The organism is Streptomyces sp. Je 1-369 (assembly GCF_026810505.1).
In the GTDB taxonomy this organism is placed as follows: Bacteria; Actinomycetota; Actinomycetes; order Streptomycetales; family Streptomycetaceae; genus Streptomyces.
Window position 1 is genome coordinate 997,575 of record NZ_CP101750.1, and the last position, 11,803, is coordinate 1,009,377.

General features: G+C 71.2%; 10 protein-coding genes. 2 read left to right on the forward strand and 8 right to left on the reverse strand.

The genetic code is table 11. The features are described 5' to 3' along the window. Window positions 1-52: 52 nt before the first annotated feature. The 7 genes from NOO62_RS04325 to NOO62_RS04355 form a co-directional block, all read right to left on the reverse strand. Window positions 53-1,213, reverse strand: coding sequence for an MFS transporter (locus tag NOO62_RS04325; RefSeq protein ID WP_268775464.1), 1,161 nt, complete (start codon window positions 1,211-1,213; stop codon window positions 53-55). After that, window positions 1,197-1,754, reverse strand: coding sequence for a GNAT family N-acetyltransferase (locus tag NOO62_RS04330; RefSeq protein ID WP_268769558.1), 558 nt, complete (start codon window positions 1,752-1,754; stop codon window positions 1,197-1,199). Before NOO62_RS04330 ends, NOO62_RS04325 begins: the two co-directional genes overlap by 17 nt. Next, window positions 1,751-2,941 carry a type III PLP-dependent enzyme gene (locus NOO62_RS04335; protein WP_268775465.1) on the reverse strand — a complete coding sequence of 397 codons (1,191 nt, stop codon included), beginning with the start codon at window positions 2,939-2,941 and terminating at the stop codon, window positions 1,751-1,753. The genes NOO62_RS04330 and NOO62_RS04335 overlap by 4 nt, the downstream gene beginning before the upstream one ends. Before the next feature lie 5 nt (window positions 2,942-2,946). Beyond that, the gene (locus tag NOO62_RS04340; RefSeq protein ID WP_268769559.1) at window positions 2,947-4,266 is read right to left on the reverse strand and encodes a DUF6271 family protein; all 1,320 of its coding nucleotides are present in this window, start codon (window positions 4,264-4,266) and stop codon (window positions 2,947-2,949) included. Then, the gene (locus NOO62_RS04345; protein ID WP_268769560.1) at window positions 4,248-5,288 is read right to left on the reverse strand and encodes a phytanoyl-CoA dioxygenase family protein; all 1,041 of its coding nucleotides are present in this window, start codon (window positions 5,286-5,288) and stop codon (window positions 4,248-4,250) included. The genes NOO62_RS04340 and NOO62_RS04345 overlap by 19 nt, the downstream gene beginning before the upstream one ends. Before the next feature lie 315 nt (window positions 5,289-5,603). Further along, the gene (locus NOO62_RS04350; protein ID WP_268769561.1) at window positions 5,604-7,082 is read right to left on the reverse strand and encodes an esterase; all 1,479 of its coding nucleotides are present in this window, start codon (window positions 7,080-7,082) and stop codon (window positions 5,604-5,606) included. A gap of 191 nt (window positions 7,083-7,273) precedes the next feature. Next, the gene (locus NOO62_RS04355; protein WP_268769562.1) at window positions 7,274-8,185 is read right to left on the reverse strand and encodes a glycoside hydrolase family 16 protein; all 912 of its coding nucleotides are present in this window, start codon (window positions 8,183-8,185) and stop codon (window positions 7,274-7,276) included. Window positions 8,186-8,400: 215 nt separating this feature from the next. On the opposite strand from NOO62_RS04355, the gene NOO62_RS04360 reads away from it, so the two are divergent. Next, window positions 8,401-10,500, forward strand: a complete 2,100-nt coding sequence (locus tag NOO62_RS04360; RefSeq protein ID WP_268769563.1) for a choice-of-anchor A family protein — start codon at window positions 8,401-8,403, stop codon at window positions 10,498-10,500. 35 nt (window positions 10,501-10,535) lie between these two features. Here the strand turns inward: NOO62_RS04360 and NOO62_RS04365 are convergent, their stop codons facing one another. Continuing rightward, complete coding sequence (locus NOO62_RS04365; protein ID WP_268769564.1) at window positions 10,536-11,210, reverse strand: L,D-transpeptidase; 675 nt, start codon at window positions 11,208-11,210, stop codon at window positions 10,536-10,538. Window positions 11,211-11,342: 132 nt separating this feature from the next. On the opposite strand from NOO62_RS04365, the gene NOO62_RS04370 reads away from it, so the two are divergent. Then, window positions 11,343-11,726 carry a DUF779 domain-containing protein gene (locus tag NOO62_RS04370; protein WP_268769565.1) on the forward strand — a complete coding sequence of 128 codons (384 nt, stop codon included), beginning with the start codon at window positions 11,343-11,345 and terminating at the stop codon, window positions 11,724-11,726. The last annotated feature ends 77 nt before the right edge of the window (window positions 11,727-11,803 follow it).

An 11,803-nucleotide genomic window follows, 5' to 3' on the forward strand; every position in this document is an offset into this window, starting at 1 on the left:
TCGAGTAAGTAAGAGATTGGACAGAGCCGTTGAAGCCGTAGAACCATGCAGGTCAGCCGGTCGTGGCCGGCCAGCGGATCCGTGTGCTGCACGCCGAGACGACCAGCGCGGAGGCGGCGACGGCGGCCAGACCCCACACCAGACTGCTGGCGTGGGCGATGAAACCGATGAGCGGCGGTCCCGCCAGCAGACCCGTCGTCCCCATGGCCGCCACCAGCGTCAGCGAGTCCGAGCCCTGCCCGGCCGCGGCCACGTAGACGCACGGGGTGACGGCCGCGATGCCGAGGCCGACACAGGCGAAGCCGAGCAGCGCGGGCACCAGGCCCCCGCTCAGCAGGGCGAGCGCGAGACCCGACCCTGCCAGCACGCTCCCGGTCAGGACGACGCGCCCGTCGCCCCAGCGGCTGCGCCATCCGTCGGCGAAGAGGCGGGCGACCAGCATCATTCCGGAGACGACGGCGATGCCCAGCGGCGCCAGCTCGGCGGACGCCTCGGCCACGTCCTCCAGATAGAGCGCCGACCAGTCGTTCATGGCACCCTCGGTGACGGTGCCGAACGCCATGGCGACGCACATCCACAGCGTCACCCGGGACGGCACCGTCCACTTGGACTTCTTCTTCTCCGGCGCCGCGGCGCCGGCCGTCTCCCGCTCCGTCAGGAGTCCCGAGCGGGCGCAGACCACCAGCAGGAGCAGGAAGAGCGCGGCCGCCCCGAAGTGCGCGGCGACCGCCGAGGTCACCGCGTTCATGCCGGAGGCGAGCAGCGCGGCGAGCAGCGAACCGCCGCTGAACGTCGCGTGCAGGCGGGCCATGGCGTTGCGCTCGTACCGCTTCTCCAGCTCGGCCCCCTGCGCGTTCATGGCGACGTTCAGACAGCCCACGAGGACGCCGTCGACGCACATGACGAGCAGCGCCACGGGATAGTTGGGTGCTCCGGCCAGCGCGAGGAGCAGCAGCGCCAGACAGAGCGCCGAAAGGAGCGCGAGGCGCTGCGAGCCGAGGCGCCGCATCAGGACGGCGACGAGCGGGAACGACACGGCGGCGCCGATACCCGCGGCCATGAGGAGCACGCCGACCTCGGCCGCTGACAGGTCGAGGTCCTCCTTGATGGCCGGGATGCGCGACGCCCAGGTCGCGTACTGGAAGCCGAGCGAGCAGAACAGTGCCGCGATCGCCAGCTGGCTCCGATGGAAAGGATCACGCACGCGGAGCACCCGCATCAGCCCACTTCTCCGGTTCTCTCGCCGGTACGGTCGCCGGCCGTGTGGTTCTCGACATGTAGACGGCCGTCGGGCCGTAGCCGGACGGTGGCGGGCCCGCGTGTGCGGTGAAGCCCCGGCCCGCCCAGAACGTCTCGCTGCCGCCGACGGCGACCAGGGAGATCTGCTCGTAGCCGTGCGCGCGGGCCGTCGCCATGAGGTGGCGCAGGAGGTGCCGGGCAAGACCCCGGTGCCGCAGGTGTTCCGCGACGACGATGTCGTGCAGGTGCAGGTTGCGCGAGGCGAGCGTCGGCCCGCGCTCGGGTCCGTCCAGCTCCGGGTACGCGGACTCCGGGTACGGCAGGGCCAGCAGGTAGCCCGCCAGCTGCCGTCCGAGGTCCAGTGCGAAGCACGTCCCGGGCGACGCACCGGCCCGGGACTCCAGCGCCTCCCTCCCCTCGGAGAGGCCGAGGGGCGCGTAGGCGCGGGACTCCAGTGCCACGATGCCGGGCCAGTCGCCGTCGGCGATGCGGCGTATGCGTACGGCCTCGGTCATGCCGCCTCGCCGTCGATCCAGGTGTACGGGAGCGGGCTGAAGCCGTTGAAGCCCTGCGTCATGTAGCTCGTGGCGTACGCGCCGCAGGACATCACCCAGACCGGGTCGCCCGAGGCGAGGGTCTTGGGCACCGGCACGAGGCCGTCCTCGTGCGAGTAGGCGTCGTCGCTGTCGCAGGTGGGTCCCGCGACGACGGCGGGGACGGATTCGGCGTCGCGGTGCGAGGGGAAGACGAGCCGGTACTGCAGCTGGTCCATTTCGTAGAGGCCGTTGAACTTGCCGCAGCTCAGGTACAGCCAGTACTGACGCTCGCCGTCTGGCCTGCGGCGCGCGGAGAGCCGGGAGACGTGGGCGCGGATGGCGCCGTGGTCGGCGATGAGGTAGCGGCCCGGTTCGATGACGAAGCCCAGGTCGTGCCCGGGGAGCGCGCCCAGGCGTGCCATGCCCTCGCGGATGACGGTGAAGATCTTGTCCATCGGCGGTTCGAGGGTCGTGCCGTGCTTGTCGCGGTAGCCGAGCGCGGGCAGGCCTCCGCCGAGGTTGACGTGGTCGAGGGCGATGCCGCGGGCCGTGAGTGCGGTCAGCACGTCGGCGATGCGGTCGAACGCGCCGTTCCAGGCGTCGGCGGTCATCTGCTGCGACCCGACGTGCACGGAGAGGCCCGCGGGTGTGAGCCCCAGGTCGCGTGCCGTCTCCAGGATCGCGAGGGCGTCCTCGGGCGAGCAGCCGTACTTGTTGCTGAGTCCCCAGAGCGCGCCCTCGCCGGTGGTGGCGAGGCGGCAGAACACGCGGCTGCCCGGGGCGTGTTCGGCGACCGCCCGCACGTCCTCCAGACTGTCGGTCGCGAAGTCCCTGATGCCGAGCCGGAACGCGTCGGCGATGTTCCGGTCGGACTTCACGGTGTTGCCGTAGTGCACCCGGCCGAGGGGCACGCCCGCCCGCAGCGCCTGCTCCACCTCGATGGGGCTCGCCGCGTCCACGCCGGAGCCGCGCCGTGCGAGGAGGGCGAGGACCTCGTCGACCGGGCAGGCCTTCATGGCGAAGCGGACGGCGACACCGGGGAGTTCGCGCAGGAGGGTGTCGTACCCCTCCTCGATGCCGGGGAGGTCGAAGACGATCTGGTCCTCGGCGGCGGCCGCGAGGGCGTCGAGGAGTGAGGCGCTGTCGGGTTCGTACGTCGTCGTCATGGTGCTCACGCGGGGGTTCCCGTCGCCTGGAGCGGGCCGATGTCCTGGGCGGCGCGCATCAGCGGCTGCCATGCCTCGGTGAGCAGGGCGAAGTCCTCGATGTCGCCGCGTGCCTCGTCGAGGAGGCGTTCGCGGTGGGCGGCCAGGTGGTCGGCGACGGCCGTGTACCGGCCGCCGAGCCTGCGGTGGGCGGCGTCGAGGCGATCGAGGCGCCGGACGTTCTCCGCCTGGTCGAGTGCGGTGCTCTGCCGGGCGAACTCGGCGACGACGGTCGGGCGCACGTGGCCCTGCTCGTCGAGCAGCTCCTCGCCGGCCTCGGTCATGCGGTCGTAGATGTGGTTGAAGTAGAGCATCGACAGGAGGAACTTCGCGTAGCGCGTCTGGTACGCGAGGAAGCCGGCGTCGGTCCTGCGCTCCCCGGTGTAGTAGTTGACGATGTTCCGGTTGTGCAGGACGCCGGGCAGGGCGGCGTCGTGGACCAGGTGGATGAGGAAGTAGTCGCTGCCGATGGTGTCGGTCGCGGGCGGCAGCGGCACGCGCTCGTGCACGTCGTGGAAGCTGATGTTGCACATGTCGACACGCATCGGGTCGACGAGGCCGAGCAGTGCGTGGTCGCGCTCGAACGGGTCGGTGCCCGCGCCCCGGAAGGACTCGTCGACCAGCGCCCGCTTCTCCGTGTCGGACCAGTGCTCGGGCGCCCAGAGGCTGACCACGTCGTAGTACACGTCCGGGTCGGTGCGCTGGATGTCGCCGATGTCCACGGAGAGTTCCCCGACGAAGGAGCTGCCCACCATCGCCACGCGCCGGTCGGCGTGGCGCGGTTCGAGAGCGCTCTCCGTAACGCCGTGCGCCGCCTCCCGGGCGGGCTTGCCGAGCGACATGAGCTCGTGGTGGACGGGGAAGACGGGCTCGCCGTCGATGCTCTGGTAGCGGCTGTCGGAGTCCCTGCGGTGGACGGACTCGCAGCCGAGCGCACGGGCGATGAGGAAGGCGCGGTTGGTGCAGGCGCCGTAGGAGAGGCGGTCCGGGAGCATCAGGTCGAGCGTCAGCTCGGGCTTGGCGACCTCGGCCCGCTCGATCACGTCGCGCAGGAAGTCGCGCTGCGCCGCCTCGTCGAGGTGGTGCACGACGACGTGGGGCAGGTCGGGGAGTGCGGCGACGGCCCGGGTGTGGTCGGCGAACGTGGCGGTGTCGGAGGAGTCCAGGATCAGCAGGTGCGCCTCGACGTCGAAGTGCGCCGCCGCGTACGCGGCTTCCTCGCCGATCGCCGCGATGGTCTCGGGGCAGGACCGGTTGGTGGGAAGGGTCAGGCAGATGCGTCGCATGCGGCTTCCCCGTTCCAGGACTTGAGGCCGAGCAGCTTGGCGCCCAGGTCGTTGAGGGCGGCGGTGCCGTAGCGCAGGGCTTCGGGCTTGTCCGCGTCGCCGAGCAGCGTGGCGTTCCACTCCGGGGTGCTCAGGTTGGACCAGGAGTCGATGCGGGAGCGGCGCAGTTCCTCGTGGGACTCCAGGGCGGGCATCATCGAGAGGTACTGGACCGCCCGGACGCCGTCCTTCGACGTGTTGGGGGCGACGCCGTGGGCCAGCAGGCCGTTCCAGATCAGCAGGTCACCGGCCTCCAGCTCGGGCCGGACGACGGGCATCTCGTCGCGGTCGATCGCGGGGCGGATGGGGTCGCGGCCGTCGGGCTGGAGCGCCTTCCACCGGTCGAACCGCCGGAACAGTTCGGGGCAGCACTGGAAACCGCCGTGGTCCTCGCGGGTGTCGTCGAGGGCGATGATGCCCTGCACGCGCTGGGGCAGCACGCCGAGGGTGGTGTCGACGTCCCAGTGGAGGTTGATGTCGAAGCCGCGCTCGGTGGGCGCGATCAGGGAGCGGGAGCGGTTCTTGACGTTGGGCGGGTTGAGGTTGAGGCGGTCCAGGGTGACCCAGAGCTCCTCGCAGTCCCAGACGTCGACGAAGGCGTCGTAGACCCGCTGCGCCTGGCGGCTGTCCCAGATCAGCTGGTGGTGGTAGGCCTCGACGAAGCCGTAGACGTGCAGTTCGCGGTCGAGGTCGGAGCGGAACTCGCGGTCCTCGTACCAGGTCTCGGGGCGGCCGCGGTCCAGGCCCTGGAACTCCCAGGCGAAGTCGAGGAGGTCCTTGGCGGCCTCACGGGGGATCGCCTGCTTCACGACTATGTAGCCGTACGTCTGCCAGTGGGCGAAGTCCTCCTCGGAGAGGACTCGCAGGGGGCGGGTCTTCTCGAGGTCGCGCAGCTGGGTCTGCGCCAGGTACGTGTCGGCGTCCGAGCTGAAGTACGGGACGTCGGAAGGGGCTCGATGGAGGTAGCGGTCACTCGCTGCCATGTGGTGCTCCAAGGATCGGTGCTCATCTCCGGCGGCAGATCTCCACGCCGGATCACCAAAATGGACTAGACCAACTCTCCGTGTCAACAATTGAATTGGGCGCCTTGAGGGGCAAAAAGGCGACATTTACCCCCAGTTCACTCGCCCGTCATATGTGGATTCGGCAAAGATCCCGCAGCTCAACTCGGGCCTACCGACGGGTAGTTGGACCGGACCAAAACGAAAGAGGCGCCACCGCACGCGGTGACGCCTCTGGTGAGCCCGGCCAGGAGTTACCTGCCTCAGGAACCCGCTGTTACGCGCTGTTACGCGCTGCTACTCGTCGATCGCCGCGCCGAACGCCGCGTCCGCCGCCGGTGCCCCCAGCGAGCCCGCGCCGTACGTCCAGGACCCGGCGGCGGTGACCCCGCCGGAGTTCGCGGACAGGACCCACACCACGCCGTCCCCGGTGTTCTCGCCGGGCGCGGCCGCCAGGAGCCCGAAGCGCCCGTCGCGGTTCGGGTCGGTGAGCCGCACCTGCGCGCCCCACTTGTCGCCCTTCTCGGCATCACCGGGAACGTCCGCGGAGTTCTGGTCGAACGACTTCGCGCCGCTCGCCGTCATCCCGTTCTCCGAGCCGCGAAGCACCCAGACGGCCCCCGCGTCGGCGACCGTCCCGATGTCCTCGCCCGGCGCGCCGATCGCGACGTCGGCATAGCCGTCGCCGTTGGTGTCCGCGACCGACAGGTCGGCGCCCCAGCCGTCCCCCGGCTCGGCGACACCGGGCACACCCTCGGCGTCCTGCGTCCACCACTTGGCCTCGTTCACGAGGCCGTCCTCCGTTCCGTAGCGCACGCCGACCAGGCCGCCGGTCATCGTCTCGCCACCGTCGTCCGGGGACGCGGGCTCGCCGGTCACGAGGTCGTCGTAGCCGTCGTTGTTGATGTCGCCGGAGGCCGCGACCGGGCCGCCGCGCAGGTCGTTCTTGTACGTCAGGCCGTCGGCGCCGCCCGCGAACTGCACGGACCAGCCGTGACCGGGCTCGTCCCCGTCGGTGGTGCCGGAGGCCACGAGGTCGGCGTAGCCGTTCTTGTCGTAGTCGCCGGTGGTCAGCGACTTGGAGACGATCGCGCTCGTGGCGGCCGACCTGCCGAGCCGCTCGGTGGCCTGACGGCGCAGCGGCGCCTCTCCCCGTGCCTGCGGCGCGGGGTCGTACACGAAGAGGTCCAGGTTGTCCCGGTCGAGGACGGCGAGGAGGTCGCCGGGGGTGTCCGCGGTGAAGTGCGCCGCGGCCAGGCCGAGGCCGAACTGCTGGCCCGCGGCGGCGCTCTGGCTCTGCAGCCAGCTGCTCGCGGAGCCGGTGAGCCCCGACTTCGAGCCCCACAGGACGGCGACGCCACCGGCGTCCGCCCCGGCGTCGAGGTCCTCCCCCGGGATGCCGATGACCGCGTCGTCGTAGCCGTCGCCGTCGAGGTCGCCGGTGGCGACGGCCTTGCCGAAGTTGTCGCCCGCCTCGGCGGCACCGGAGACACCGGACGTCGACTGGCTGAATCTGGCGACGTCGCTGGTGTTGATGCCTCCGGTGGAGCCGTACTGGATGGTGACGAGCCCTGCGCCCTTGGCGCCGCTCACCGTGGCACCCGGGGCGCCGACCAGGACGTCCTCGTATCCGTCGCCGTTGAAGTCACTGTTGCGGTCGTCGGCGCGGGTACCCCCAGGGGTGCCGGCGAAGGCGGAGGGGGCGGCGGCGATACCGGCCCCGGTCAGCAGAAGGAACGATGCCGCGGCGAGGGCGGCCGAACGGTTCTTGCGCACGAGCGGCTCCTGTGAAGGAAGGTGGCCGGGCAGGCGCGGGGGGTGTCCGGAAAGGGCCCGTTCCTTGTCCGGCGCCCTGTTCGACACGGGATGGGGCGCCAGGGTTGTACGGCATTCACGACCTGCTTCCGGAGCGTGTGCTCGCAGTTGCCGGAAGCGTCACTTCCATCCGGCGTCGCTTCCTTCCGGCGTCACTTCCATCCGTACGCGTACGCCGCCACCCAGGTGATCTCCAGCTGCGCGCTGCTGCCCGGCGCGGCCCCCGGTCCTTCCAAGGCGCTCTCGTTCTGCAGGACCCAGGAGAGCGGGCGGTCGGGGACGCCGCGCGTGTCGTGTCCGGTCTCGCGTCCGTCGACGAAGAACCGGACATGTCCTGGCGTCCACTCGGTGGAGACGGTGTGCCACGCGGTCCAGGTGTCGGCGCCGGGGTAGGAGCCCTGCTCGCCTCCGCCGCAGGGGTGGTGGAAGGCGGTGAGGGAGCCGGTCCACTCGCCCTCCGGGTGGTCCATCTCGCAGCCGCCGCCGTAGTGCAGCCAGGCCGACTTGTAGCCGGGGGCCTGCTCGGTCACCTTGATGCGGGCGCTGTACTTGCCGTACTTCATCTGCATGACCGCGCGTGGTACCACCGCCGACGCGTGGACGGGCCCTCCGTCGGCGGGCCGCCACATGCGGATGCGCATCCGGCCGTCGCCGTCCGCCGCAGGTCCCACGCTCACCGTGTCCTCCGGGTGGTAGACGCCGACGACGTCGCGGTCCCGGTCGTGGGCCGTGTCGGGCCAGCCGGTCGGGTACGCCCACCAGTTGTCCCGGTACGAACCCTTGAGCCCCGCGCAGTACGCCGCGGAGGTGTCGGTGTGGTGGTCGCAGTCGCGGAAGGCGCCGAGCGGTACCCGGTCGCCGTTGAAGTCCTCGGCGAGGACCTGCCAGAACGGCCCGCAGTCGCCGACCGGCAGCGTGCTGCCCGCGCCGCGGCAGGCATCCGCCGACACCGGCACGCCCCCCGCGCTCGGAACGCACAGCAGGATCCCCAGCAGCGTCGCGCCGAGCGCGCCGAACACGACCGGCCGCCGACGCCGCCGTCCGGCCGCAGCATGTGATCCCATCGCGCCGCCTCCGCTCCACGGACGCCCCCGCGAGAGGGGCCACGCCCTTCGAGGGGGCCATCCTCGTGGAGGCACGGAGTCGACGCCACACGGACGGCGCAACGCTCGTCCTTTGCAGTGCTCTTCTTATGAAGCGCGGATCGGTTGAACGGTCCCCGGCGTCAATCGTGCGAGCCTCCCCACGTCTCTATGACCCTGTGGGAGCTGATGTGCACGTGACCTTTCCTTCCCTCGTCCGGACCGGGACGAGGTATCTCTGCCTCCTCGGCATCGTGGCGGGGACGAGCCTGTCGGCCGTGCCTGTCGCCGAGGCCGCCGCGAAGCCCCTGCCCGGCGGCCTCGGTCCGTGCGTGCCGGGCAACTGCCCCGACGGCGACTACCCGCCGACCAACAACGGGGGGATCAAGTACCGCGACAACGGCATCAACATCTACGTGGGCGGGGACTTCCTCGTCCGCGAGAAGGCCGCGGAAGCCGAAGGGCGCGTCGTCGTCCTCGGCGACTTCGACCAGGACAAGGCGGCCGGCGCCAGCAGCATCTACAACGTCGGCGAGGCCGGCGTCGGCTCCCGGGTGGCGCCGCCCAAGGGCGCCGACTGGCTCACCGCGGGCGGCAGCGTCACCGTCGCCGGCGGAGAGCGGCTCCTCGCCGAGGACGGTGTCGTGCGGTACGCCAAGGACGCCGACGGCACGATCCTCGCCACGAAGCGCAAGGACCGTGACGCCGCCGAGCCGTACATCCCGCTGCGCGACGAGCTGACCGCCGCCAGCCAGTGCTACGCGCACCCCGACGGCGGCACACGCACCCCCACCGGAACGGCCACCCACGCGGGCGGCGAGACCCTGTTCCGCGGCGACAACACCTCCATGCTCCAGGTCTTCAACGTCGACTTCGACCTGATGGGCGGCAGCGGCGGCCAGGAGGGCATCCGTTTCGAGGGCATCCCGGACGGCGCCACGATCCTGGTCAACATCCTCGGCACCAAGCGCACCATCAACACGTACAGCGGCACCATCGACGACAGCAGCCAGCTCAACAAGTTGCGCAGCCGCCTGCTGTGGAACTTCCCCGACGCCACCTCGGTGGAGGTCAAGGGCACCGGGCAGTTCCAGGGCAGCGTCCTGGTCGGCAACCAGGGCTCGACGACCACGGTCAGCGTGCCGGGCATGAACGGCCGCTTCTTCACCACGGGCTCGCTCACCCACACCAGCTCGGCGTCGGGCGGCGGCGGCCAGGAGTTCCACAACTACCCCTTCCTCGGCGACCTGCCCGACTGCGCCACCGCGCCCGCCACCGGCGAGGTCAAGGTCGTCAAGACCGACGACGACGGCGGCAAGCCCCTCAAGGGCGCCGAGTTCGAACTGTGGCGCGAGTCCAACGGCGACGACGGCCTGCAGACCGGCGGCGACGACCCGGACACGAAGGTCGGCGACCCCTGCGTCACCGAGGCGCAGGGCGAGTGCGCGCGGACCGTGCCGCTCGGCACGTACTACTGGCGCGAGACCAAGGCGCCGAAGGGGTACGAGCGACCCGACCCGAACGTCTTCGGACCGGTGGAGCTGACCGAGGCGAACGCCTCCGAGGGCGTCTCCGTCCCGGCCACGAACAGGAAGAAGGACGAACCGTCCGTCAAGGAGGGCCTGGTCTCCGTCGTCAAGAAGGACCAGGACACGGGGAAGCCGCTGCCCGGCGCCGTCTTCCAGCTCTGGCACGAGACGAACGGCGAACCCGGCCTCCAGCGCGGCGGCGCGGACCCGGACACCGCCAAGGGATCGCCCTGCACGACGAACTCGTCCGGTGCCTGCCGCAGGACCGTCACGGCCGGCACGTACTACTGGGTGGAGACCAAAGCGCCCGACGGGTACGACCTGCCGGACCCGGCCGCCTTCGGGCCCCTCACCCTCACCGAGTCCGACGTCGCGCTCGGGGCCTCCGTCGAGGCACTGAACCGCAAGGAGCGGCAGCCCGACGTCCACGGCTCCCTCACGGTCGTCAAGAAGGACAAGAAGACGGGCAGGCCGCTGCCGGGCGCCGTCTTCCAGCTCTGGCGCGAGAGCAACGGGACGCCCGGTCTCCAGACGTCGGGCGCGCGCCGGGACACCCTCGCCGACCGGGGCTGCGCCACGGACGGCCGCGGGCGGTGCGCGTTCCAGGGCCTCACGCCCGGCTCGTACTACCTCAGGGAGACCGCCGTTCCCGACGGCTACGTCATGCCCGCGAAGAAGGTCAGCGGCCCGCACAAGGTGACCAAGCCCGCCAAGGACGTCACGGTGACGCTCACCAACCAGCGAGGCGGAGGCAAGAAGGGCAAGTGACCCTCTGATGGTCCGTGTGCCGGGCGCGGGCGGCGTCAGCCGCCCGTGCCCGGCTTCGTTCCCCAGAGGTAGATCCGGTCGCCCTTCTGGAGCAGGTCGTAGAGGCGCCGGGCGTCACCGACGGCCAGGTTGACGCAGCCGCCCGAGCCGGACGAGAAGAGGTCCGAGCGGGTGCCGTGCAGGGCCTGTCCGCCGTTGAAGAACTGCGCGTACGGCATGGGGACGCGGTAGATCGTCGAGTAGTGGTCGCGGTGCTTCCAGTAGATCCGCTGCCAGCCGCGGCGGGTCTCCAGGCCGTCGCGGCCGCTGCGCACCGGCACCGGGTCGAAGACCAGCCCGCGTCCGCTCTGCGCCCACAGGATCTGCCGGGTCAGGTCCACGCAGGTGATCCGGTACGGCTTCACGGGGCAGGCCCGCCGCTGCGCGGGGCTGCGCCGGACCTTGTCCGCGACGAGGAAGCGGTACGTCCGCAGGGTGGCCCTGCCTTCCGCGGGGCGGACACCGAGGCGCTGCTGGAGCCGCCGGATGGCCGCGCAGTCGGCGGCGGACTGCCGTCCGTCGACGGGCAGCCGCAGCTCCCGCTCCAGTTCGCGCTGGTAGGGGGCGGTGCCGGAGCGGCACGCGGGACCCTGGGCGGGTCCGGGAGGCGCCGCGTACGACGCGGGGACGGCCAACGACAGGGCGGCGATCGCCGGGAGGAGCCAACGCATCGCACCAGCTTCACCCGTGCGCCGCCGCTCCCCGGGCGACACGACCCGACCATCCCACGATTGCTCCGAACAGCGGTCTCCGGTTCCGGCCCCGCAACCCTGTTGCAACGTGTCGGCGGGCAGGGTCCCGCCATGGACCGTCATGAGACGAAGGACACCGGGAACGACTCCCCTCGTGTGCAGCTCACGCCCGCCGCCGCCCTGCTCCTGCGGAAGTTGCGGGAGGTGCACGGGCCGCTGATGTTCCATCAGTCCGGCGGCTGCTGCGACGGCAGCGCCCCCATGTGCTACCCGGACGGCGAGTTCCGTACCGGCCAATCCGACGTCCACCTCGCGTCGCTGACGGTCGAAGGGGTGGCCGAGCCCGTAGCGTTCTGGATGTCGAAGAGCCAGTACGAGCTGTGGAGCCACACCCGGCTGATCGTGGACGTCGTGCCGGGGCGCGGCAGCGGCTTCTCGCTGGAGGCCCCGGAAGGCGTACGTTTCCTGATCCGTTCCCGGCTGGTCGGGACGTAGCCACCGGGATCTGGTGAACTCCTCTGGCTGCTGCGACAGTTGGTTCGCTGCCCGGTCGAAAACCAGGGGGATCTGTG